The organism is Winogradskyella pulchriflava, from assembly GCF_042434315.1.
GTDB classification, from domain to species: Bacteria; Bacteroidota; Bacteroidia; order Flavobacteriales; family Flavobacteriaceae; genus Winogradskyella; species Winogradskyella pulchriflava.
Genome location: NZ_JBHLTQ010000006.1, coordinates 66,089 through 92,844, shown reverse-complemented (window position 1 = coordinate 92,844; position 26,756 = coordinate 66,089). Strand labels below are relative to the sequence as shown.

At 34.9% G+C, this 26,756-nt stretch carries 17 protein-coding genes; 13 read left to right on the top strand and 4 right to left on the bottom strand.

Annotated elements, in window-relative coordinates:
* Nucleotides 1-75: 75 nt before the first annotated feature.
* The 11 genes from ACFFGA_RS12395 (at nt 76) to uvrB (ending at nt 21,841) form a co-directional block, all read left to right on the top strand.
* Nucleotides 76-4,911, top strand: a complete 4,836-nt coding sequence (locus ACFFGA_RS12395) for a T9SS type B sorting domain-containing protein (protein WP_386064512.1) — start codon at nt 76-78, stop codon at nt 4,909-4,911.
* A 72-nt stretch (nt 4,912-4,983) separates the two neighbouring features.
* The gene (locus tag ACFFGA_RS12390; RefSeq protein ID WP_386064510.1) at nt 4,984-7,332 is read left to right on the top strand and encodes a T9SS type B sorting domain-containing protein; all 2,349 of its coding nucleotides are present in this window, start codon (nt 4,984-4,986) and stop codon (nt 7,330-7,332) included.
* A gap of 203 nt (nt 7,333-7,535) precedes the next feature.
* A complete protein-coding gene (locus tag ACFFGA_RS12385) occupies nt 7,536-8,315 on the top strand; it encodes a DUF8740 domain-containing protein (RefSeq protein WP_386064509.1) in 780 nt (259 codons plus the stop codon).
* Between the two features lie 29 nt (nt 8,316-8,344).
* Nucleotides 8,345-9,328, top strand: coding sequence for a COA_001 N-terminal-type choice-of-anchor domain-containing protein (locus ACFFGA_RS12380; RefSeq protein ID WP_386064507.1), 984 nt, complete (start codon nt 8,345-8,347; stop codon nt 9,326-9,328).
* A gap of 11 nt (nt 9,329-9,339) precedes the next feature.
* Nucleotides 9,340-10,131 carry a T9SS type A sorting domain-containing protein gene (locus tag ACFFGA_RS12375; RefSeq protein WP_386064505.1) on the top strand — a complete coding sequence of 264 codons (792 nt, stop codon included), beginning with the start codon at nt 9,340-9,342 and terminating at the stop codon, nt 10,129-10,131.
* Nucleotides 10,132-10,293: 162 nt separating this feature from the next.
* Complete coding sequence (locus ACFFGA_RS12370) at nt 10,294-13,140, top strand: response regulator (protein WP_386064503.1); 2,847 nt, start codon at nt 10,294-10,296, stop codon at nt 13,138-13,140.
* A 123-nt stretch (nt 13,141-13,263) separates the two neighbouring features.
* Nucleotides 13,264-13,422, top strand: coding sequence for a T9SS type A sorting domain-containing protein (locus ACFFGA_RS12365; protein ID WP_386064500.1), 159 nt, complete (start codon nt 13,264-13,266; stop codon nt 13,420-13,422).
* Between the two features lie 87 nt (nt 13,423-13,509).
* Entirely contained in the window at nt 13,510-15,081 is a 1,572-nt protein-coding gene (locus tag ACFFGA_RS12360) for an autotransporter outer membrane beta-barrel domain-containing protein (RefSeq protein ID WP_386064498.1), read from the top strand.
* A gap of 11 nt (nt 15,082-15,092) precedes the next feature.
* On the top strand, nt 15,093-17,633 hold the full coding sequence (locus ACFFGA_RS12355; protein ID WP_386064495.1) for a tail fiber domain-containing protein: 2,541 nt from the start codon (nt 15,093-15,095) through the stop codon (nt 17,631-17,633).
* Nucleotides 17,634-17,719: 86 nt separating this feature from the next.
* A complete protein-coding gene (locus ACFFGA_RS12350) occupies nt 17,720-19,765 on the top strand; it encodes a tail fiber domain-containing protein (RefSeq protein WP_386064492.1) in 2,046 nt (681 codons plus the stop codon).
* A gap of 69 nt (nt 19,766-19,834) precedes the next feature.
* A complete protein-coding gene (gene uvrB / locus ACFFGA_RS12345; protein WP_386064490.1) occupies nt 19,835-21,841 on the top strand; it encodes an excinuclease ABC subunit UvrB in 2,007 nt (668 codons plus the stop codon).
* Between the two features lie 90 nt (nt 21,842-21,931).
* Here the strand turns inward: uvrB and ACFFGA_RS12340 are convergent, their stop codons facing one another.
* Nucleotides 21,932-22,333 carry a TerB family tellurite resistance protein gene (locus ACFFGA_RS12340; RefSeq protein ID WP_386064487.1) on the bottom strand — a complete coding sequence of 134 codons (402 nt, stop codon included), beginning with the start codon at nt 22,331-22,333 and terminating at the stop codon, nt 21,932-21,934.
* 142 nt (nt 22,334-22,475) lie between these two features.
* On the opposite strand from ACFFGA_RS12340, the gene ACFFGA_RS12335 reads away from it, so the two are divergent.
* Nucleotides 22,476-23,291, top strand: coding sequence for an alpha/beta hydrolase (locus tag ACFFGA_RS12335; RefSeq protein WP_386064484.1), 816 nt, complete (start codon nt 22,476-22,478; stop codon nt 23,289-23,291).
* A 10-nt stretch (nt 23,292-23,301) separates the two neighbouring features.
* Entirely contained in the window at nt 23,302-23,574 is a 273-nt protein-coding gene (locus ACFFGA_RS12330) for a DUF1456 family protein (RefSeq protein ID WP_386064482.1), read from the top strand.
* A gap of 79 nt (nt 23,575-23,653) precedes the next feature.
* On the opposite strand, the gene ACFFGA_RS12325 is transcribed toward ACFFGA_RS12330, so the two are convergent.
* From ACFFGA_RS12325 to ACFFGA_RS12315, 3 genes are all read right to left on the bottom strand, one after another.
* Nucleotides 23,654-24,652 (bottom strand): T9SS type A sorting domain-containing protein, encoded by a 999-nt coding sequence (locus ACFFGA_RS12325; protein ID WP_386064479.1) that lies wholly within the window; start codon nt 24,650-24,652, stop codon nt 23,654-23,656.
* A gap of 106 nt (nt 24,653-24,758) precedes the next feature.
* Nucleotides 24,759-25,949 carry an ADP-forming succinate--CoA ligase subunit beta gene (gene sucC / locus ACFFGA_RS12320; RefSeq protein ID WP_386064476.1) on the bottom strand — a complete coding sequence of 397 codons (1,191 nt, stop codon included), beginning with the start codon at nt 25,947-25,949 and terminating at the stop codon, nt 24,759-24,761.
* A 76-nt stretch (nt 25,950-26,025) separates the two neighbouring features.
* Nucleotides 26,026-26,682: a hypothetical protein gene (locus ACFFGA_RS12315; RefSeq protein WP_386064473.1), complete on the bottom strand. Its 657-nt coding sequence runs from the start codon at nt 26,680-26,682 to the stop codon at nt 26,026-26,028.
* Nucleotides 26,683-26,756 lie beyond the last annotated feature (74 nt).

Below are 26,756 nucleotides of genomic sequence, written 5' to 3'. Positions count from 1 at the left end.
CTTAAATTACTTTTTCTTACATTTATACAAAAAAAAGGAGACTCGTTTCCTACATTGCTATTGTTTTATTAATTAATGATGAAAAAGAAAAGTATTTTCATATTCTTATTCCTTTTCACGCATATCTGTTTTTTATATGCGCAACAGATAACTACAGACAGTTCTCAACAACCCAATGAGCTTATTCAAAGTCTTGTAGGCGATGATTGTGCTACTGCAAGCAACATAACCTCATCAATTAACGGAAGCATTAATAATCTAAATACGTTTGGAACTTTTGATCGTGGCACATCGGATTTCCCTATTCAAAATGGTTTAATTCTATCAACTGGTGATATTTCTTCAGCTGGAAATAATGTAATTGCCCAAAATTTAAGCCAAGGAGGAATTGATTGGGAAACAGATTCTGATATCTTGGATGTTTTAGGTATAGATCAAACATTAAATGCTACTTCTATAGAATTCGATTTCACTTCAGCCAATAACTTTATAGCTTTTAAATATTTATTTGCTTCAGACGAATACCAACAAGAATACCCTTGTACTTTTAAAGATGTATTTGCCATTCTTATAAAAAGAGCAGGAACTACAGATCCTTATGTAAATATTGCTACAGTTCCAGAAACAGCAACAGAAATTAGTACTAATTCTGTTCGACCAACAATCAATGGGTTTTGTGAAGCACTAAATGAAGATTTTTACCAAGGTTATAATCTTGGACACACTAACTATAATGGTAATACAACAGTCTTAACTGCATACAGTGATATTATACCAAATGAAACTTATCACATAAAGTTTGTAATTGCAGACCATATTGATGAACGTTTTGACTCTTCTGTATTTATTTCAGGTGAAGGTTTTGGTAGTTCTATTGATTTAGGACCAGACCAATTTATTTGTGGTAGTGACCTAACCCTAAATGCTGAAGTTAATAACCCAGCAGCAGTATATGCGTGGTTTTTAAATAATCAGTTAATTGCTACTGAAACCAATCCTACCTTACAAGTTACTCAATCAGGCACATATACTGTAGAAGTATCTTTACCATTTGGAGGTACAAATTGTATTCTCACCGATAGCATAGAAATAGAAATAATCCCTTTTCAACAAGCAGCACCAATTGCAGATCTTTCAATTTGTGATACAATTCCTAGCGATGGTTTTTACGATTTTGATTTTCACGACTTAAAAGATGGTGAGATTTTATCGGAATTACCTTCTGTTAACTATAATATTTCATATCACCTAAGTTTAGCTGATGCCGAAAATAATATAGACCCAATTATAGGAGATTACCAGAACACTGAAGAAACGGAAACCATATATGTAAGGATAGAGAGTTTAGATGGAGATTGCCTTCAGATAGGAAACTTTAATATTTCGGTTTACTATTCACCAAACACTTATGAGTTAACAGCTGAAGTATGTAATAATACATTTTCAGACCTGGCATATACTACTTTAAGCTTTTTTGATTTTGCAGTTTCAAATTTTGAATTTAACACAACTGTTAGTTATTATTTAACTGAAGAAGATGCAATGAGTTTTGATAATGAAATTACTGAAATACCAGATTTTCAAAATGAGCCAGAAGCCTTTTACGCGAGAGTGGTTAATGACTTTACTGGCTGTCCCTCTATTGTTCCTATTCATTTGGTCTATGCAGACCAACCAGATATTGGCCGTTACATACTCGATTCTTGTATGTCACCTTCTTATACAGAGACTATTGACGGAGAAACGTTCAACTACGAAACATTACCTGTAACCTATGATGTTTTTGAGCTTTTTGATGAACTCCAAGCACAACACCCAGAAATTGAAGCGCAATTAGAAACTCTTGTTATAGGTGTACCACCTCTTATCACTACCTCAGCACCAAGCTTATTTATTCCTATAAGCATACGATATGTAGGTGAGAACTGCCCTACTCTTATGAGTATTGAAATACATAAAAATCTTCTTTATAATTTATTGGAAAGTGATTACCAAATAAGGCGTTGCGATGACAATTCTAATGATGGCATTGTAGATGTTAGCCTATCTGATTTATCTGAAGAATTAAAAGATGGTTTTGATATTGATATAAATTTTTACCTTACTGAAGAAGACAGAAACAATCAGTCAAACCCACTAGATATTAATAGCACGCTTGCTATGGCCCAAGGTCAAAGTTTATACCTATTCTCTTCCTATGATGGTTGTACGCACAGGTCTCAAGTTACTTTAAACATAGATCCAGGTCTGAACTTACAACCTGTATCAATTGATGTTTGCGGTAGTACAGACGTTGAAAATAACACCTCTAATATTGCCATACCTCCTCTAGAGGAACAATTTTTAAGTGATATGACCATTACTGGACCTGTTGAGTTTTACACCAATATCTTGGATGCGGAAAATCAAGAGAACAGAATTACTGATACCTATAACGTTTCTGGAAATCAACAAGTCTTTTATGTAAGAATGACTAATATCTTCACAGGATGTTATGATATTACGACAATGCAGGTAAATATTACCAACTCATTTAATGTTTCTAATCCCGAGTCCATAATCATTTGCGATGCAGACCAAGATTTAACAACTACCTTAAACTTAGAAACTGTACTTGAAGGTATTTCCGATGACGTTAGTAATATTAACTTTTATTTCTTTGAATCCTTTGATGATGCCTTAGATAATATTAACCAAATTGAAAACCCAACGACATACACAACCACAAGTAGGGAAATATTTCTGAGAGCAGAAGATAGTACTTTAGGCTGCTTTTCCATTTTCAATTTTGATGTATCAGTTAATGCTGACCCACAACTAAATACCATTTCAGATTTTATTAATTGCGAATTAGACCCTACTGACCCTTCAGGATTTTTGTTCGTAAACAAAGATTTTGAGATCATCAATGGGCAAAACGATATGGAAGTTCAGTATTATGAGACTGAAAACGATGCGATTAACAAAGACAATCCCATCGACAAAAACAGCATGTATTTTGCCAATTCTAATCCGCAAACCATATATGTTAGATTAGAAAACGTTAATGAAAATAGTTGTTATAAAATAGCTCCAATGCGCATTGAAGTTAAGCAAGCACCTATATATAATGAACCTAATGATGTTTATGAATGTGACATCAATAACAATGGCTTGGTTTCTACAAACTTGAATGAAAAAATCGCTGAGATAACAGATGGAACATCACAAAACCTAAACGTAACGTTTCATACTACATATCTTAACGCGCGTGTAAGTGCCAACCCACTACCTTTAAACTACACCTCTACTGAAAATCCACAAATACTATATGCCAGAATTGAAAATACAGATTCTGGTTGTTTTGAAGTTTCAACGTTCTTTGTCAATGCTCTATCACTTCCAGAAGTAACCTTTGAACACACTTTTGTTGGCTGTGCTATTAACAATGACACTAACATAGAATGGGATTTAACCTCAAAAGAAATTGAAATTCTAGATGGTAGACAATACAATATAGATTTTACATACTTTACGTCAGAAGCGGACTTAGAAAACAACACCAATCCCATTGCAAACCCTGAATCTTATGTTAATAGCTCAAATCCTGAGACTATTTATGTAAAAATTAGAAATGCCACTACCGAATGTTACACCTCTGTCCAAATAGAGTTAATTGTAAATATGCCACCACAATTCAATGATATTGAAGCCTATAATATTTGTGAAAATGATGACAACTTTGTAGACTTATCAGAGATTAACGAAGTTCTTCTAGACAACACGTTCAATGTACTTGTAAGTTACCATACAAATCAGGCTGATGCTGAAGCCAACCAAAATGCCTTAAACACAGATTACACATATACCAACACAAATACAACACTATATGCCAGAGCAGAATACAGCACTACGCATTGTTATGACATTTACCCTTTTCAGTTAATTGTCAATCCTCTTCCTATTGTTACGCAACCAAGTGACTTAATTGCCTGCGATGATGATTTTGATGGCTTTCTTGAATTTGATTTATCCCTGCAAAACACTGTGATCTTAAGTGGGCAAGACCCATATGAGTATTCTGTAAGCTACCATAGCTCTGAAGATAATGCTATCGAAAATACAGATGCACTGGAAACTGACCATATAGCATTTAACAACGAAATTATTTTTGCAAGAGTAGAAAACAATACCACTGGTTGTTTTGATATTACCCAGTTTTCAATAATCATCAACCCATTACCTTCCGTTGCTATTGAAGATCAAGTACTTTGTTTAAATGACCTACCGTTGATAGTTTCTGCAGAAACAGAAAATCCTCTAGACACCTATCTTTGGTCTACAAATGCAACTACGTCACAAATTGAGATTACCGATATCGGAACATATAGTGTAACCGTAACCAACGCCTTTGGTTGTGAGCACACAAGTACCTTCAATGTCACACCTTCTGAATCTGCTGTTATTGATGTGGTAGAGACCATAGATTTTTCGGACCCTAACAACATTACTTTAACCGTAATTGGTATTGGTGATTACCTCTATCAGCTCAATGATTTACCATTCCAAAGCTCTAATGTTTTTGTGGATGTACCTATTGGCTATAATACCATTACAATTATTGACCAAAATGGTTGTGCTCGCATTACTCGCGAAGTACTAGTAATTGATGTCCCTAAACATATGACACCTAATGGAGATGGTGATTTTGATACTTGGCATATTACTGGTGTAGAAACGCTACCAGGAACCATTATCCATATCTTTGACCGTTACGGAAAACTATTAAAGGAACTTGGCTATAATACTCCAGGTTGGGATGGCACCTTCAATGGTAACGACATGCCTGCCGGTGATTATTGGTACATTGCAAAAGTTGTTCAAAATGGTGAACGATTTGAAATTAAAGGGCATTTTGCTTTAAGACGATAAGTCTAACATTAACATCTTTTTTAAATTCTAATTTATGTTTCATACTTATCTTTGCCAACCTTACAAATTGTAATGAAACAAATATTTAAATTATATATCTTTTTACTTGCACTAACTGCATATTCGCAAAATATTACCGTAGATAGTCAAACCTATACTCCACAGCAGCTTATAGAAGATATTTTAATTGATAGTGACTGTATCACTAATATTAGCGTAACCAATGTTGTTGGTGGTGACTTTAGTGGCAATGACCAAAGTTATGGTTATTTTGACGCTACTGGCACAGCATTTCCTTTTCAAAGTGGTATTGTAATGAGCACAGGACGTTTAACAAATGTTCCTGGTCCAAATAATAGCTTAAGTGATGATGATGCTCCAAACTGGCAAGGAGATTTAGATTTAGAAATGGCATTAAATGAATCCAATACATTAAATGCAACAATTTTAGAGTTTGATTTTACTTCCGTAGCTACTCAAGTTAGCTTTAGATATATCTTTGCTTCAGAAGAATACCAAGAGAACAACTCTAATAGTTGTCAGTATTCCGATTTATTTGGTTTTTTAATTAGGCCTGTTAATGGTCAAAATCAATATGAGAATATAGCTTTAGTACCAGATACAAATACACCTGTAAAAGCGACGACTGTTACACCAGGAGTGCCTGGAGCTTGTCCTCCTCAAAACGAGACTTATTTCGGTAGTTACAATGGAGTTAATTCACCAATAAATTTCAATGGACAAACCGCTATTCTTACTGCTACAGCTAATGTTATACCTAACGAAACCTATCATGTAAAATTGGTTATTGCAGACGAACAAAACTACAGGTATGATTCAGCCGTTTTTTTAGAAGCAGGAAGTTTTCAGCTATCAACAGACTTAGGACCAAATAGGTTAATCGCTACAGGAAATGCTTTGTGTGAAGGGGAAACACTAGAACTATTTGCATATCAAAATGGTCAAAACACCTACGATTGGTATAGAGATGGTGTTTTGGTACAAGGTGTCCCTACTGGATGTGGTACTTGTGGAACTTATACAGTTACCGAACCAGGAACTTATACTGTAGAAGTTGGATTGAATAACAATTGTATTTCATACGGCGAAGTTGTTATTGAATATGCTCCTGTTCCAATGGGTCAGAATGCTATTTTAATTGAGTGCGATGTTGATAATGATGGATTAACAACTTTCAACCTCTTTATTGCTTCTGATGATTTAATCAATAATGACCAAGCGCTACAAGTTTTAGATTTTTATCTTACCGAAACTGATGCCTTAACAGACACCAATCCTATAAGTAACCAAACTGATTTTCAGAATACGGTTCCTTTTCAAACTGTATATGCTCGAGTTGTAAATGACGTAAATTGTTTTGATATTGTTGAACTTGAGTTGCAAACATCTAACAATACAATTAATATCCCGGATTTAGAAGCTTGTGATGGAGATGATTTGGATGGTTTTGCAACCTTTACATTAAGTGATATTGAAGCTTCAATTATCAATCAGATTCCCACTGGTGCCGAGGTAAGCTATTATGAATCCGAAGCAGATGCTTTTAGCGAGTCTAATGAATTACCAAATAATTACGTAAATACCTCTATCAACTTTCAAACCATATACGCTAAAATCGAAAGTGACAATCAGTGTTTTAGTATTTCCACAGTAAACCTAAGCGTTATTCATACTCCAGTTATTGAAGATGATGAAACTGTAATATATTGTTTAAACACTTTCCCTGAACCTATTACAATTTTTGGTGGAGTACAAAATGATATACCTAACAATTATTACTACCAATGGTATTTTAACGGAGCACTAACGGACGTTACAACACTATTTAATGAAGTTAACCAAACAGGCAGTTATACTGTAGTTGTTACTGACCCAAATGGCTGTTCGTCTAGTAGAACAATTATAGTAAACCCATCTGAAACTGCAATTATAGAAAATATCTCCGTAGAAGGTATTGCGCCTAATAACTCAGTAACAATTTCTGTTTCTGGACAAGGTGTGTATGAGTTTGCTTTAGATGATGCTGACGGATTTTACCAAGAAAGTAATGTTTTTAACAATGTTTCTCATGGTTATCACACAGTTTATGTAAGGGACATAAACAGCTGTGGCATTACTGAAGAAACAATTACGGTTTTAGGGTTTCCAAAATTCTTTACGCCAAATGGAGACAACACTAATGATGTTTGGCAAGTTTTAGGTTTTGACACACCATATAACGCTATAGAACACATTCGTATTTTTAATCGTTACGGAAAATTTCTTTCTGAAATTAATGCCTCAAATCGCGCTTGGGATGGAAGCCTCAATGGTAAGCTATTACCTAGTAGTGATTATTGGTTTGTAGCTAAGTTTATAGATGGCAAAACCTATACTGGTCATTTTGCCTTAAGGCGTTGATAAAGAAATACAATAAGGTCTAATTATACGGATTAGACAGTCATAAATTTCAACCTGAATTATTTAGATAGTATGTATAGCCTACCAAGGGCTATTAATTCTACCAATGTTACATATGTAATATCATATGTGACATATGACATACCCTAAAACAGTAATCTACACGAAATTTGACATAATTAACCAATTAAGCTTATTTTAAAATGACACGTTTATTTTATGTAATCGTATTAGGATTGATTTCTACGTCAATTTTTTCACAAAATGGATTTAACTATAAAGCTGTAATAAAGGACAATTTAGGTAATGTAGTTGCAAATCAAAGTATTGAATTACAATTGACAATTATTTCGGGTTCACCTTCGGGCACAACAGAATATGCAGAAATGCATCAACCAACCACTGATGACAACGGGATAATTACCGTATGTATTGGTGAAGGCACACCTGAAAACAATGACGTCTTTGGCAATATAAACTGGAAGAGCGACGACCATTTTTTAAATGTTAAAGTTGATATTGGCAATGGATTTACCGATATGGGAACCACACAGTTTAAACATGTGCCTTATGCTGCTTCCGCAGATAATGCACCCACTAATGCTGTTGTTACTTCACCTAGATATTTGGATTTGAATTATACAGAATTCAGTTTAATTAGTGGAAGCCGTGTTAGGGTTGAAGTCACCTTTAATATAAGAATGAACCAAGCCACTTTTATTTTGGGCAGCTCAGTGACCTTAACAGGTTCGGGAGGAACTGCTACTGGTACACTGTCTTGGCACAACGGAGGAACACGTTTGGTAATAACTACCAATGAGTCATTCACTGCTTTATCACCTTGTTTTAGCGGAGGGCTAACCCTAACCATTAAAGGAGATGGAGGAAATAACGTTTTAGACATTAATAATCGGCCTATAGATGGAGACCTCAATGGTATTTGCGGAGGTGATTTTACGGTAACTTTTGATATAGTTTGCTAAAAAATATAAATATTAAACGCTTTTTAATTATGAAAAAAATAAAAATACTCTTATTCGCTTTATTAACTGGTATAGGTTTTTCTTTGAATGCTCAGCAAATCGAAAAATCGAGTATAGATTCTGGTGGTGCATCAGCTTCGGCAGGAGGTATTGAGATACTCTACACCATAGGCGAAGTAGCTGTACAAGAAGTTAGCACGCCTACTCTATCAATTTCTGAAGGATTTATAAATTCTAGTTTTAAAGTTAAAGTAGATCCAATTATGTATCTACAAGGACCAATTCTTAATCCTGACAATCCTAGTTTAATGAATGACGACTTACGTGTTGCGGACCTCATCCCGACTACAAGTCCTTACGAAGATAATGCTACTTGTAATGCCTCTGTGTTTTCTATAACTGGTGATGATGCCATAGTAGATTGGGTTTGGGTAGAATTGCGTGCTAGTAATGACAACACAAAGCTTATAAATGGTAAATCCGCACTATTGCAGCGCGATGGTGATGTAGTTGCCACAGATGGCACATCTACATTAACAATGAATGCTCCTCCGAAAGACCACTATGTAGTAGTAAAACATCGCAATCATTTAGGAGCAATGAGCAACTTATCCATTACACTTTCAGAAAGCACAACAACAGTTGTTGATTTTACAGATAGTGCGTTTAATACTTTTGGCAATAATGCACAGGTTGTACTTGACAGTGGTGATACTGCGCTATGGACAGGTGATGCAAATGCTAGCAATACGATAATATTCTCTGGTGCAAATAATGACGCCAATGCCATAAAAGATTACATTTTAGGAGACCCAAGCAATTTTCTTAATTTAATAACATTTTCCTCAACAGGGTATCTATTGGAAGATGTTAACCTAGATGGTATTGCGCGTTTTTCTGGCCCTTTCAATGACAGCAACCTTATTAAAGATAATATCTTAGATCATCCTGGAAACTTTCTAAACATACCAACTTATACAATATCAACAACAGTTCCGCCAATTAACAATTAAAAACTTAACTTATGAAACGATTTTACTTTACATTAATAACGCTTTTTACATTAACATGTGCTCTAGGCCAAAGTTATGAATTTGCACTAGTGCATAACGGAGGCTATAATTTCTCGGTAGTAGCAATACCAGATTTTGATTCTGTTGGCGATACAGACATATCAGATATTGGTTTTGCATTAATGTTACCAGCTGGTAACGCTGATGTAGCCAATTTAGCTCAATTTAATGGTCGCGTGTTATCCTCAACACAAGTTGATGCTGCAACCCTCAGTGCAAATGGACTTGGTGATGGTACTCGAGATAGTTTTCTAATAAACCTACCACCAGGACAAACCATATTAGCTCATACATCTGGCCAACTAATAGTTGTCACCAGTTTTGACATAACCAATATGCCCACTTCTGGTCAGTTAGAAATCTTAGCCAATTCCGATCCTATCGCCCAAGGTCTTGGCGGAGCGTTTGATAGTTTTTATAATTCAAACATAGACAATACCAGTACCCAAGACTATTTTGGTGGTATTGCTGCTGGTCAAGGTAGCTTTATGTTCGGCACATTGGGAATTGATGATGAAGTACCTACATTAGAATTCAGTATCCATCCTAACCCTGCAAAAAATAAGATTACAGTTAACACTGATTTAGTTCTTGATAAGGTAGAACTTTATGATATTACCGGAAAACTGATAAATACTTATAACACTAAAACTTTAGATGTTAGCGAATATAATTCTGGTGTGTATTTATTAAAAGTTTTTACTGGTACCAAAACAACAATCAAAAGATTTGTCAAGGAATAAATCATAAAATTATTTTTAAGTCTATGCAACAGCTTTACTTTTATAAGGATTAAAGTAAAGTTGATATAATTTATGTAACTGATTAATCTACAAAATTATCAGAGTTAACAAATTCATCTTCATAATATTGTTTATATTTAATTATCCTATTTGTAAAGTATTATGAATTTAAAAGGCGTCATTATTATCTTATTAATGCCCTTTTTTTGCATTGGTCAAAGCCAAGTAGAAATAGATTCTTTAAAAACATTAATTAGTACATCAAAAAAAATTTATAAAGAAGGTCGGTTAGACAGTGCTTACTGTTACGCAAAGAGAAGTTATCATTTAGCCAAAGCTAGTAAGGCAGATTCTTTACAATTGGATATTGTAGATCTTTTGAGCAATCTCGAACCAGATTTGGAAAAAGCATTGTCTTATTTATCAGAATCAGAACCATTGGCCATTAAAAACAAGCAATGGAAGTATCTAGAAGACATCTACCACACAAGAGGAGCCATCTATTACTTCAGGTCCCACTATGAGAGTGCCCTATCTCATTTTTTAAAATTAGATTCTCTTTTAGAAGTGAGAAAAGATAATTATTTTCTAGCGGCAATGACAAAGGTAAGTATTGTCAATGTATTAAATGATTCGCGTACTGCCATGGATACTAGTCACTTTTCTCAAATGAACAAAAATATTGAGGATGGGCTTAAGCTTATAGAATCTGGTTTGAAAGTTAGTACAGATAGCCTAGTTTTTTTTGATGTACATGACCTAAATGTTCCAGCAGCTATTCTTTATGAAAAAAAAGCAAATATCTATCTTGAAAGAAACGAATCAAAAAAGGCCATTGCTAATTTCAAAAAGGCACTTAGCAATACCATAGCCAATGACAATCATCTTAGGAAATCCTCCATATATGATGGATTGGCAAACCTATATAATAAACAAGGACAGCAAGACTCTGCCCTGCATTATTTTAAAAAAGAGTTGGTAGCTATCAACAAAACTAATGATACATTGTTGAAAGCCATTACCAATTATAAGATTGCCGGATTTTATAATAAAAATAACAACCCAAAAGCTGCACTGAACCATCTTATCATATCCCAGAATTTAATGAAAGATGCCTATTTGGTTCGTGAGAAACATAAGTACGATATCCAGGCCATTCTTGCCAGTGTACATTTTAATCTTGGTAACTATAAAGAGGCTTTTGAAGCATCTGAAAAAGCAAGAGATCATCTTAGAGTCATACAAACAGATTTTAATAAACAGAATATATCAGAGCTCGAAAAAAAATACCAAACCGAAAAGAAAGAACAAGAGATTAACCTCTTAAAATCTCAAAATGAAACCGTAGAACAACAGAAAAAAAACCAAAGAATCCTCATGCTAAGCGGTATTGGTATAACCACCATTGCAGGATTATTTTTATTTTTCCTCTATCGTAATCATCAAAAAACAAATACTAAATTAAAAGAATTGGATGCATTAAAATCTAACTTCTTCACCAATATTTCCCATGAGTTCCGCACACCTTTAACGTTAATATCCAGTCCTATTGACGATGTTTTGGCAGACAATAATATATCAGTTAAAAAACGGCAACAATTCACTGTTGCCAAACAAAACTCTGATCGTCTATTAGAACTCGTCAATCAATTGTTGGATCTATCAAAAATTGATGCAGGCCATTTAAAACTACACCTTCAGCAAGGCAATGTGCTTCAGCTTATTTCTGCATTCAGTGAATCCTTTATGTTTCAAGCAAACAAAAAAAATATTGATTATAACATCGACATAGCTCAAAATGATGAAAATGTTTGGTTCGATAAAGATGCTGTAGAAAAGATTACGGTCAACCTTTTGTCAAACGCCATAAAATACACACCAGAAGATGGATCAATTTCATGCAAAGCCTATATAGAAAAAAACAAACTAGTCATAAAAATCACTAACTCAGGAAAAGGGTTAACAGATTATGAATTGAATAATATTTTTGAGCGCTTTTACCAAACCAATGAACAAAATCAAGGCACAGGAATTGGTTTAGCACTCGTTAGAGAGCTTGTTGAACTTCATAAAGGTAATATTGAGGCGAAAAGTACTTCAAACAAAAAAACCTCATTTAGTATTAGTCTTACAATAGATAAAAATAGTTTTAAAAACGATGCTATTTTTACCGCTTCGAATAATAAATTAGAAACTGAAAAACGGGATTATGTTTATAATTCTATTATTGAAGATGAAGAATTTACACATAGTGATTTACCGATTTTATTAATTGTTGAGGACAATGACGACTTACGCAATCTACTAAGGCAAACCTTTGAGAACAATTATAATGTAATTGCTGCACCAAATGGAAAAATTGGATTAGAACTGGCTTTAGAGCACATTCCAGACCTCATTATTTCAGATATTATGATGCCAGAAAAAGATGGCATTACACTTACTAAAGAATTAAAGAATGACGAGCGTACTGCACATATTCCCATTATTTTGCTCACGGCTAAAGCAGGAGTAGAAAACCAGTTTAAAGGTATTGATACAGGTGCCGATGATTATATTACAAAACCTTTTGATAAGAGGTTATTGGCTCTTAAAGTTGAGAAATTAATAGAGTCGAGAATCCAATTGCAATTACGATACAGCCAGGAATTGGTATTAATGCCTAAAGACATTGCCATTTCCAATATAGATGAAAAGTTTCTTAAAAAAGTCCAGACCGTTTTCGATGAAAACCTAGTGGAATCGTCGTTCAATGTAACCGAGTTTGCTGAAGCCGTTGGTATGAGTAGAATGCAACTACACAGAAAACTAAAAGCTCTAACAGGTCTTACAGCATCAGAATTTATACGTTCGCAACGTCTTAAATTGGCAGCAAAACTATTAAAGTCTTCAGACATTAACATCTCTCAAGTTGGTTATTCCGTAGGTTTTAATGACCATTCCTACTTTGCCAAATGCTTTAAGGAAGCCTACAATTGTACGCCAACTGAGTTTTCAAAACGGAGCTAACCCACAAATACTTCATATTAACATTCATCACATCGTATGCTATAACTGGCATGTTACATCAGTTGCAACTTTTGTTACATGCCTCACAACGTTCTATTCGCCTTCCGATTAGATTTGATGTGTATGAAAAAAAAACGTACAACACACCACGGTGAGATAGACCATATCCACACAAAAACAATCTATCTCAATGTTAACCATTTAGAGCCTGGTAAGTACGTTCTTAAAATCACACACAAAAACAAAATCGTTAAAACGGTTAAAATTATAAAAAAAACATAGAAAGCTATTTTGTCGGTATAGAAAACACGAAGTCACTAAAACATCCAGTAGCTAATTATTGTTTGATAATCTAAAAAAAAACGTAAAATGAAAAACATCATCACATTAATCGCACTTTTAAGTATTACTTTTTCAAGCTTCGCCCAAAATGGTATTAGTTACAAAGCTGTTATTAAAGACAATCTAGGTAATGTCATTGCGAACCAAAACGTAGATATCCGCTTCACAATTTTAAACACAACCAACCCAAATGTTTATGAAGAAACGCACACTGCTTTAACGGATAGTAACGGAATTGTAATTGTTAACATAGGAGAGGGTTCAACAACCGATGTATTTACAGATATAGTCTGGGAAAGTGATATCCATTCACTAAAAACAGAAATTGACCCAGAACAGGACGGGAGCTTTGTAGATATGGGAACAAGTGAGTTTAAAACTGTCCCTTATGCTTTAAGTGTTGCAAATTCAGTTAAAAGCATAGATGATCTTACAGACGGAAAATCTGATGACGATGGGTATTCAATATTTTTGGGAACAGAATCAGGACACAATGATGATGGTACATACAATCAAAATGTAGGTATTGGTTATCACTCGCTTTATACAAATACAACTGGTGTTGATAATGTGGCAATTGGATTTCAAGCTTTATACGCCAATCAAACCGGACACTCAAATATTGCTATAGGAACTACCTCATTACAAAACACAACTGGGAACGCTAATATTGGTCTAGGATACCGTGCTTTATTTACAAATACTTCTGGGAGTGATAATTTAGCTATTGGTTATGAAGCCTTGTTCAGTAACACAACAGGTGTAAATAATAATGCTTATGGAACTCATGCATTAAGAGAAAATACAACAGGCTTTTTCAATAATGCTTTTGGAAGACATGCTCTACAATCCAACACAACAGGCCCAGGAAACACCGCAATGGGACATGGTAGTTTAAGAGACAATACAACTGGGAGCAACAATACAGCTGTGGGCAATGGCGCAGGTGATAATGTCAATGGCAACAATAATGTATTTGTGGGAAGAGGTGCAGGTTTAGGGTTACCAAACTCAACAAACTCCGGAAATATTGTAATTGGTAATGAAGCTGGCTCTGGCGCAGACTATAATAACCGATTGTATGTTGATAACTCAAATACATCTAACCCTTTAATTTATGGTGAATTTGACAACAATTTTTTGAGAATCAATGGGTCATTGGAAGTAAATAATGCATTAAGCGTTTTAAATAATGGAAATGTTGGAATTGGCAACCTATTACCAGACAAGAAACTAGTTGTTGATGGTACGGCAAAAGTACAGTCAATTGAATTTGGTGATAATACGGTACAAACTTCAGCGGCACTTGTACCTCTTGCTTATGGTGCAATTAATATTAACGGGACTATACTTGCTGGTTCAGGGAATTTTACCGCGACTTGGAATGCTATAGACGAATCCTACCATATCGCAATAACAAATGAGACAAATACTCAATGGTACAATTACATTACGGTGATTAATAATGCGTTTCCAGGTAATGATGATATATCATCAAGTTGGGTTATTGCTCCTGGAACAATTCAAGTAGTTTTTGTAAACCCCAATAATGACTGGGTACAGGCACATTTTACATTTATCACTTATAAAATAAACTAAACTTATAAAAAATGAAAAATATTAGTACACTCATAGCACTATTAATTACCTGTTTTCTTTTCTCGCAAAGCGGAATAAATTACAAAGCGGTCATCAAAGATGATATGGGATCGGTTGTAGCAAATCAACTCGTGGAGGTGGACTTTTCTATTTTAGAAGGTGCTGCACAAACCAATGTGTTTACAGAGTCGCATAAACCAACAACCGATGCCAACGGCATCGTAATTCTAGAAATTGGATCAGGATTCCCAACGATTGGAACATATTCGGCAATAGATTGGGATGCAGACGACCATTACTTAAAAGTTTTAGTGAATATTGGAGACGGCTTTATGGATATGGGAACAACACCGTTTACATACGTCCCTTATGCACTCATCGCAGAAAAAGCGAAGAATGTTAACGGTTTAGAAGCCATAGATGAGGGTAATGGAATAGGTTGGCGGTTAAAAGGTAGGGATGTAAATTTTTATGGTGATATTGGAAATGAAGCGATTGATTTAAGTTATAGCAATACTAATTCTATACTAAACGGGGCAACCGGAGATTATTCATTTGCTTCAGGATATCAAACAAAAGCTTCTGGTTCTATCTCAACTGCTATGGGTTCAACATCTGAAGCCATTGGAAATTTAGCGATAGCAATAGGATCTGGAGCCATTGCATCTGGCGATTTTTCAACTTCAATTGGGACTTATACTGAAGCAATAGGAGAAAAATCTACTGCGATAGGTCTTTATACAGATGCAACGGGAAGAAATTCAGTTGCCTTAGGGTCTGCAACTGAATCGAGTGGGACTTATTCAACCGCAATGGGAAGTCAAACAGTTGCATCTGGCTATAATTCTACAGCAATGGGCTTTGAAACTAAAGCTGAATCTCACAACTCTATTGCATTGGGTCGCCATAACATAGGAGGAGGAGACCCAAATAACTGGGTTGGTACTGACCCATTATTTGAAATTGGAAATGGCACTTTCGCAACACCGCATAATGCCCTAACCATCTTAAAAAATGGTACTATCACTGCACCTTCATTAACCAATTCCTTAATCGAAACCGCTGGAGACAAGGCGCTTATTACAAAAGAATATGCTGACGCCAATTTATTGGCATCTGGACTAGAAGCCTTAGACGAAGGCAATGGGATTGGATGGCGGATAAAAGGTAGGAATCCACAAAATTATGGGAATATTGGAGAAACTGCTGTAGATTTAAGTATTAGCAATGCGGATACAGAAAGTAATGGTGCAACTGGTGAAGCCTCAACATCTACTGGTTATTCTACAACAGCATCAGGACGATATTCAACTGCGATGGGTCATTTTACTTCCGCAACAGGTTTTGGATCTGTCGCATTGGGAAGTCTTACAGTTGCATCGGGAAGACTATCTACATCAATGGGGTCGCAAACTAAAGCAGAATCAGTCTATTCAACTTCAATCGGGAGGTATAATGTTGGTGGGGGAAACCCTTTGGAATGGTTTGAAGCAGATCCTATATTTGAAATTGGTATAGGAGACTTTTCTGCTAGTAAAAATGCTTTAACCGTATTAAAAAACGGAACTATTACTGCACCATCATTAACAAACTCATTAATTGAAACCGCTGGGTATAAAGCACTTGTAACAAAGGAATTTGTTGATAGCCAGTTCAATAATTTTCACATATGGGACTTTAGTGATGTAAGCGTTTCTAGCACATTTGGTTTATGTATTGGCGTTGAGGCAGCTTCTAGTCTAGGTGGCTACTCAAACAATATTGTAGGTATAGGCCCTTATGCGATGCAGAAAAATAATGACGGAAGTAATAATACCGCTTTGGGTTGGTCGGCATCGAAAGAAAATATGGAAGGATATAATAATACTGCTATAGGTATGGAGGCGCTTCTTAACAACACCACCAATTCTAACACAGCAGTAGGCGCACAAGCGATGAAAGCAACTACAATAGGTTTCGAAAATACTGCAGTAGGACGAAGTGCCTTAATAGGAAATATCGATGGAGACAGTAATACTGCGCTAGGATACGGTTCACTAACTACTCTTACAACAGGCAACAATAACACAGGATTGGGAAGAGGTGCTCAAGTACCTAATGCTACAGGTTCCAACCAAGTGCGAGTTGGTAATACTTCAGTAACGTATGCAGGTATACAGGTGGCATGGACTGTCACTTCAGACAAACGATGGAAAGATAAGGTAAGAGATTTACCATACGGTCTTGATATGGTTTCACAATTACGACCTGTAGATTATATCCGCAAAAATAACGAGCACGAAACTCGTGAAGCTGGTTTTATTGCCCAAGATGTCAAGCAACTTTTAGAAGAGTTAGGTTATAAAGATCAAGGCATTCTCACTACTGATGACAACGGTTTTATGAGTCTACGTTACAACGATTTTATTCCAGTATTGGTAAAGGCCATACAAGAACAACAAGAGATAATTTCAAATCAAAATAATAATATTTCAAGGTTAGAAGCTGAGCTCAATGCCCTAAAACAAAGTGTTGAATCACTTAAAACGGAAATAAAAACTAAATCTAGATAGGTATTTCGGCATCTATCTATATACCAAGAAAGCCGTTGTAGGGAACGGCTTTCTTTTAAAAAAGTTTAACGATAAATACATTAGCTATGAAAAAACATATACGCTTATCTTTAATCAGTATGCTATTCATTGGCGTACTTTATGGTCAAGTTGGTATTAACACTACAAATCCAGAAGTTTTGCTAGATATTCGCTCTTCTGACCAAGCAAGTCCTGCTAATACGGACGGAATTTTAATTCCAAAAATTGACAACTTTCCTGCTACAAACCCAACGGCTGTTATGGATGGTATGATGGTATATCTCACAGCAGATGTAATAATCGCTTCAGTAACTTATAATAAAGGGTTTTATTATTGGGATAATAATGTAACCTCTTGGATAAATATTCAAGGAGCGGAAAGGGTCAATGACCTAATCGATGGGAAATCTGATACAGGTGGTTCATCTATATTTCTGGGAGTTGGCGCAGGACAAAACGATGATGGTTCTGGTAATCATAATGCAGGATTTGGATATAATGCATTGAGAAGAAATACAACTGGTACCTGGAATAGCGCACTTGGAAATAACGCATTGCAAAATAACGTTAACGGTTATGGAAATGTTGGAATCGGTACTTCGGCTCTACATACCAATCATAGTGGTTATAATAATATTGCTGTAGGATTTTCAGCTACTCGGTCAATTACATCAGGTGCATTTAATATAGGAATTGGCTATGAATCATTTTATTATAGCACTGTTGGAAATGGTAATATTGGCATTGGCACAAGCGTAGGTAGGCATTTGAATGGCAATAGCTCTAATAATATATTGATTGGCAATAGTTCAGGCGCAGGTTCTTTAGGACATACCAAATCAAACAATATATTCATTGGTCATGCGTCTGGTTACTATGAAACTAATAGTGACCGCCTGTACATTGAAAACTCAAACTCTTCTTCACCTCTAATATATGGTGAGTTTGACAATGACCTACTACGCGTCAATGGTACATTAGACATTAACAATGCTTATCAATTTCCAACTGTAGATGGCACAGTAAACCAAGTTTTACAAACTGATGGATCTGGTAGTTTGAGTTGGACAGATTTTACAATAGACCACGGAATAAATGATCTGACTGATGGTAAAAGTGATATTAGTAATGGTTCTTCTATTTTTTTAGGAGTTGATGCTGGCCTAAGTGATGATGGCACAGATAATCAAAACTTAGGTATTGGAGCATATGCACTACAAAATAACACCGATGGTACTGATAATATAGGACTCGGAAGCATTGCATTAACAAGCAATACAAGTGGTGATGGTAATGTGGCTATAGGAAATTATTCATTTTATCAGAACAATAATGGAAATTACAACACCGCTTTAGGGAATCGTTCTGGATGGTCAAATGTATCTGGAAGTCGAAATGTTTTCCTTGGAAATAATGCAGGACACAATGAACTAGGCAGTAATAAACTTTACATAGAAAACTCTAGTGCAGATGCCAACAATGCTTTAATCTACGGAGAATTTGATAACGATTTTATACGGGTTAATGGAAACTTTCAGGTAAGTGGAGAAGCCAATCTTCGCCGAAATGCTGGAACAGGAGTGGCATTACGTGTCAATGGTGCAGAAGCCCTATGGTTTAACGGTACTTATTTTAGTTATGGTTTTGGTGGTTCTGCCAACTATTTTTCTGATAATGTTGGTATAGGTATTGGTCCTGCAGCTACAAATCCTAATGCAGAATTGGTTGTTGTTGGCGATATAGAATACACAGGTACAATTACCGACGTTTCAGACAGACGTCTAAAAGAAAATTTAGAGCCTATAAACAATGTTTTAGAACGCCTTCAAAATATAAAAGGTTATTCTTATAATATGATTTCTGATGAAACAAAAGAAAGAGAATACGGAGTTATTGCGCAAGATTTACAAAAGGTATTCCCTGAAATGGTATCCGTTATAGATTCAGAAAACCAATACTTAGGTGTAAGTTATATACAGATGATTCCTGTATTGTTAGAAGCTATAAAAGAACAACAAAGCATAATTGAATCACAAAACGAAAAATTAAAACGTTTTGATAGCATTGAAGCTGAGTTAGCATCAATCAGAAAATTACTATCAAAAAACTAAAATCAGCAACTATAATTTAGACTTAAAATCTACTATGGATTGACAAAAACTTTATCGTAACTTTGCTCTATGCGATTTAAGATTGAGTCAGAATTTAAGCCTACAGGAGATCAACCAGAAGCTATTAAGCAATTGGCAAATGGTATTATTCAAAATGAAAAATACCAAACGCTTTTAGGTGTTACAGGCTCTGGAAAAACCTTTACGGTTGCCAATGTTATTGAAAAAGTGCAACGACCAACTTTGGTTTTAGCACACAACAAAACCTTAGCAGCACAGCTCTACTCTGAGTTTAAGCAATTCTTTCCAGAAAATGCTGTCGAATATTTTGTGTCCTATTATGATTACTACCAACCCGAAGCCTATATTCCGGTTTCTGGTGTTTATATAGAAAAGGATTTATCCATTAACGAGGAAATTGAAAAAATGCGATTAAGCACTACCTCTTCCCTATTATCAGGAAGACGTGATGTTTTGGTAGTAGCATCCGTATCTTGTTTGTACGGTATTGGAAATCCTGTTGAGTTTCAAAAGAATGTTATAACCATTGAACGCGACCAAGTCATTTCTCGTACAAAATTATTGCATCAACTGGTGCAAAGTTTGTATTCTAGAACTGAAGCCGATTTTAAAAATGGAAACTTCAGAATAAAAGGTGATACTGTAGATGTTTTTCCAGGTTATGCAGACCATGCCTTTAGAATACATTTTTTTGGCGATGAAGTTGAAGAAATCGAAGCTTTTGATGCGCATTCCAACGAAATTATTGAGCGCTATGATAGATTGAACATCTATCCTGCGAATATGTTTGTAACATCACCAGATGTTCTAAATGCAGCCATTAAGGATATTCAAGACGATTTGGTAAAACAGTACGACTATTTTAAAGAAATAGGAAAACATCTTGAAGCTAAGCGTCTGAAGGAACGTACCGAATTTGATTTGGAAATGATTCGCGAATTAGGCTACTGCTCTGGGATTGAGAACTATTCAAGGTATTTAGACGGCAGAGCTCCTGGCACACGTCCGTTCTGTTTGTTGGATTATTTTCCAGATGATTATTTAATGGTCGTTGATGAAAGCCATGTGACGATTTCACAAGTACATGCCATGTATGGAGGTGATAGAAGTAGGAAGGTAAATTTAGTTGATTACGGTTTCCGTTTACCTGCCGCAATGGATAATAGACCTTTAAAATTCGAAGAATTTGAAGCGCTTCAAAACCAAGTCATCTATGTTTCTGCAACACCAGCAGATTACGAAATGCAAAAAACAGATGGTATCTATGTTGAGCAGGTTATTCGCCCAACAGGATTATTAGATCCTATAATTGAAGTTAGACCAAGTCTCAACCAAATTGATGATTTAATTGAAGAGATACAAAATCGCGTTGAAAAAGATGAGCGTACTTTAGTCACTACGCTAACCAAGAGAATGGCTGAAGAATTAGTGAAATATTTAACTCGAATTTCCATCCGTTGTCGTTACATTCATAGTGATGTAGATACGCTTGAACGTGTAGAAATTATGCAAGATTTGCGAAAAGGTATTTTTGATGTTCTAGTTGGTGTTAACTTGTTACGTGAAGGTTTAGATTTACCAGAAGTTTCCCTAGTTGCTATTTTAGATGCTGATAAAGAAGGTTTTTTACGTTCTGCACGTTCTCTAACACAAACGGTTGGTAGAGCAGCAAGAAACCTCAACGGTAAAGCGATTATGTATGCAGATAAGATTACCAACAGCATGCAAAAAACTATTGACGAAACCAATTACCGACGCGAAAAACAGATTGCTTACAATACCGAAAACAACCTTGTACCAAAAGCCTTAAACAAAAGCTTAGACAGTGCATTAGCAAAAAATTCTGTAAGTACTTACCGCACAGAATTGGATGCCAAAATTGCCGCAGAGCCAGAAAGTAAATATCTTACAAAGAGTCAACTGGAAAAGAAAATTAGAGAAAACCGTAAGATGATGGAACAAGCTGCCAAAGCCTTAGATTTTATGGAAGCAGCACGTTTTAGAGACCTAATTACAGCTTACCAAGAGAAACTGGAGAAGTTGAAGGTTAAGTAGATACTGCCCTCGCAAAGGCGCAGAGTCGCAAAGATAAAACACAATGTTCAACTATTCCTTTGCGTCTTAGCGCCTTTGCGAGAAAAGCTTTTAGTTGTATTGAACTTTAAAAATATCAATTAAAAAATCTGGTGGTACAATTTTATTAGGAAAACTATCCATTAAATCCAATACACGATTAATCGACTCATGGCTTAATCCCATGCGTAATCCAAAATTATGAATCTTAACCAATTGTTTTGGTTCTATCCTATGATCCAAATTCATTAATAATACGAGTCTGTGAAATTGAACAATGCGCTCACTGTGCGATTTTAAATGCACATAGGTTACTGGATGTTCAAAAAGGTATTCAAAATCTTCTTTAGATATGTCTAATTGTTTTGCAATACTAAACAAAAAGTTATATTCAATGGATTTTATATTGTCATCTGTTTGTGCGAATGCTATCATCTCGGATAACAAGCTCAACTTTTCAGCACGATTAATCATAGTGTCGAGGGAATTATTTTACAATGTAAAGTTAAATAGTTGTATTATTTTATTGTCGTTGATATAATGTATCTTGTCGAAAAATTAAATGTACTTTGTCGGTTTTTTTAAACTTTTGTCAACCCGAAACATCACTTATAGCATGAGATTCAAGCATATTTTCATAATTTTTATAGCATGTTTTTTCGTTAAAATTAATGCTCAAAGTACTGCTTCTAAACAGATTACGAAATTTACTATTGCTGCTCCTCAATTAGATACTCTAAAGACTATTTGGGTGTATTTACCTAAAAATTATCAAAATTCTGAAAAACGCTATCCTGTAATATATATGCACGATGCTCAAAATTTGTTTGATGCTTCAACATCTTATGTTGGTGAATGGCAAATTGATGAGTATATGGATAAGTTAACAAACAATGAAAGTATAATTATCGGTATAGAGCATGGTAACGAAAAACGTATCGACGAATTAACTCCTTATATACATGAGAAATATGGCGGAGGAAAAGGAGAGGCATACCTCACTTTTATAAAAAACACACTAAAACCTCATATTGATGTGGTTTATAAAACTAAGCCTGATGCAGCAAACACAACTATATTTGGATCCTCTTTAGGAGGGTTAATATCTTTTTATGGAGCCATAAAATATCCTGAAACTTTTGGTAAAGCTGGCGTGTTCTCTCCATCGTTTTGGTTTAGTGAAAAAATATTTGATTTGGCTCAATCAACAGAAATCCCTGAATCTTCTATGTTTTATTTTCTGGTCGGTGACCAAGAAGGTGAAAACATGGTTCCAGATCAAGAGCGTATGGTAGCATTACTAAAATCGAAAGGAGTTAAGGATAGTCAAATAAAAAGTCACGTGATTGAAGGCGGAAAGCACAATGAAGCCCTTTGGTCATCTCATTTTGCCAATGCTTATCAATGGCTCACATCAACAAATAATAACTAAAAATCAAATTATGACAAACAACGACATATTTAAAAAGCTAAGAGTAGCACATAAGCTACGAGACGATGATATTGTAAAAATTTTAGCGCTAGTTGACTTTAGAATTTCTAAAAGTGAACTTAATGCCTTTTTTAGAAAAGAAGATCATCCTAAATATATGGAGTGTGGTGACCAGATACTAAGGAATTTTCTTAATGGGTTAATTATCCATCTAAGAGGACCTATGCCAAAAAAAGGTGAATCTGATAAGCCTAAACAAAAAAAGAGACCGTCTGAAAAGTAGATTTATCACACTGAACTTGTTTCAGAATGACCGTAACATTTACTCTTCAGACAGCCTCATAATTTTAATATAAAGATGTTTACTTCTTTATAAATTTCTTAGTTACAGATCCGACTTCCGTATCAATTCTCAAGACATAGAAACCACTCTGTAATTGACTTGTTCTTATAGTATTTCCTTGAGAAACCAATACCGTTCTACCATTTAAATCCATAATATGTACTGATGCAACTGAAATGTTATCACCCAACTCAATATTTAAAATGTCCTCAACTGGATTAGGATAAAGCTTAACAGCGTTTAATACCTGTGCATTTTCATTAGTTGACAAGGTATTGGTAATTAATGCTTCAGACGTTGAAAATGTTTCGTTAATACTAAGAGCACTAACTTCAACTGCACCATCCGAAGTTCTAAAAACTAAAGAACCATCTGAATCTTTATAATAATTATAGTTGACAAGATTTGCAGTTCCAGGAAAAATACCTGCAATACTAAAAGAAACATTTTGCTCTGTTTTTATGCGCGTAACACTACCTGTGTAACTGCCTTGACCTGCTACATCAAAAGTTAATGTACCATAGGCATCTACTTCAGTTTCTATTGTACCAGTATAATTTGGTGACTGTCCTTGAGCCATAATCTGTCCAGCTATATTATCTACTGTTGCTGCATTTCCGTAAGCTAATGGATACGTACCAACAAGTGCATTATCAGTATTATAATTTAAGGTGAATTCTGCATTACTAGCACCAGTTAAAGATAATGTTGAAGTTTCAACTTTATAAAAAAACTGATTTTCGTTCATAGAGTTATCCGTAATAGTCAACACCTCTGTTGTGCCAGGATAATCCGTTAACTCGCCTGCTGTTGGTGCAGCATAAGTATCGGTATTTGTACCTGATGCCGTTAACGAAGTAAAGTTCCAATTTGCACTAGCACCAGTTGGGCTATGATCTATTGTACCAGTTACAATTGCATATTCAGACAAGGGCTCACTAAAATAACTATTGATGGGAGCTTGTGAATAGGCCATCATTGATAATGTACATAAAGTAAAGAGTAATTTTATTTTCATAGTGTATTGTTTTTATTCAGCATTAAAATTACTAAAAATGAGACGATTAATAATAAAAAAAGTCTGCTAAAATATAGCAGACTTTTAATTTTAAGATAGTTATAAACTAACTTAATACTTTCTGTACTTTATCTGCAGCTTCTTGAAATTCAGTTGCACTTAACACATCTAATCCAGAATTATCAATTAAATCCTTAGCAATGTCAGCATTAGTACCTTGTAAACGTACAATAATTGGCACATTGATATTACCCATATTCTTATAGGCATCAATAACACCTTGAGCTACTCTATCGCAACGTACAATACCACCAAATATGTTTATTAAAATGGCTTTAACAGCAGGATCTTTTAATATGATTTTAAAAGCTGCTTCCACTCTAGCCGCATCAGCAGTACCACCAACATCTAAGAAGTTAGCTGGCTCACCACCTGCTTGCTTTATTAAATCCATAGTTGCCATTGCTAAACCAGCACCATTAACCATACAACCAACGTTTCCGTCTAGGTCAACATAGTTAAGTCCTAAAGCTCCTGCTTCTACTTCAATTGGGTTTTCTTCACGTAAATCGCGCATTTCTGCTAAATCTCTGTGTCTATATAGTGCATTATCATCTAAAGTAACTTTAGCATCGACTGCCATGATCTTACTATCACTAGTTTTTAAAACTGGGTTGATTTCAAATAAAGAGGCATCAGATTTTACATAAGCTGTGTATAATGCTGTAACAAATTTTGTCATTTCCTTAAAAGCTGTACCAGACAAACCTAAGTTAAATGCTACACGACGTGCTTGAAAAGGCAAAATTCCAGTAGAAGGATCAATCTCTTCAGTAAAAATTAAATGAGGTGTTTCTTCTGCAACAGTTTCTATATCCATACCACCTTCAGTAGAATACATAATCATGTTTCTTCCTGTTCCACGATTTAATAATACAGACATGTAATATTCATCTGGTTCATTTTCGCCTGGATAATAAACATCCTCTGCAATTAATACCTGATGTACTTTTTTACCTTCAGCAGAAGTTTGAGGTGTTACCAAATTCATTCCTATGATTTGACCAGCAATTGTTTCAACCTCTTGAAGGTTTTTAGCCAGCTTTACTCCACCACCTTTTCCACGTCCACCTGCATGAACCTGAGCTTTAATAACGTGCCATCCTGTACCTGTTTCGGCTGTTAATTGCTTTGCTGCATCAACAGCTTCTTTAGCGTTTTTTGCTACTAAACCGCGTTGGATGCGTACACCAAAACTGCTTAATAATTCTTTTCCTTGATATTCGTGTAAATTCATTTGTTATCAGAAATTTATTTCGTGCCACAAAAGTAAGCATACTTAAACGTTTTTACCAATAGTTTTTTATATTGATTTAATTCTTTAGACTCTTAATTACAGAAAACGCTTTATCAACCAAACTATCTTCAACCACAATGGTAAACTCATTAGTTGTAGAAACTACTTCGTATAAGGTAATCTTTTCCCAAGCCAAGCGTTTAAAAATTTGATAATACAAACCTGCAATTTTAGAGTTTCCTTTTGGCAAATAAATACTGATGGCTGAGAGCCATTCTTGAGAACCGATAAGTGTTTCATTTTTAAATGCCTTGAGAATATTTTCTTTTTCAGAAGTTGAAATAATAATATTACTCTCAAACATACCACGAGTAAATGCATAAAATATTTGATGATTTGCACTTATTTTTTCTAAAATCCGAGAATGACTATGGATTAAAGTCTTAGAATTTTGAAATGTAAAATCACTTAAATTTGAGCGTACGGTTATATCACCTAAATTTTCAAATGCCTTTTTTAAACGAACAGAATTATCAAGATTTAAAGGTTGATGATGTCGCCTTAATGCCATCATTATTGCACCATCTTTAACAGGCTTTCGCAACATATCTGAGATTGGCTTATTTAATTCTTTGGCCAAAGCAGAATAGTTAATAATTTCACGAGACAAACCTTCTTCTAGAAAAGGACTGGATATAATGATTTCTTCGACACAAGATGCAATGGTTTTCATTTTGTTAACTATTTAACATATTGTGTAAAAATAGCAATATTTTTTAATTTTTATGTTTATACTTAATAATACTT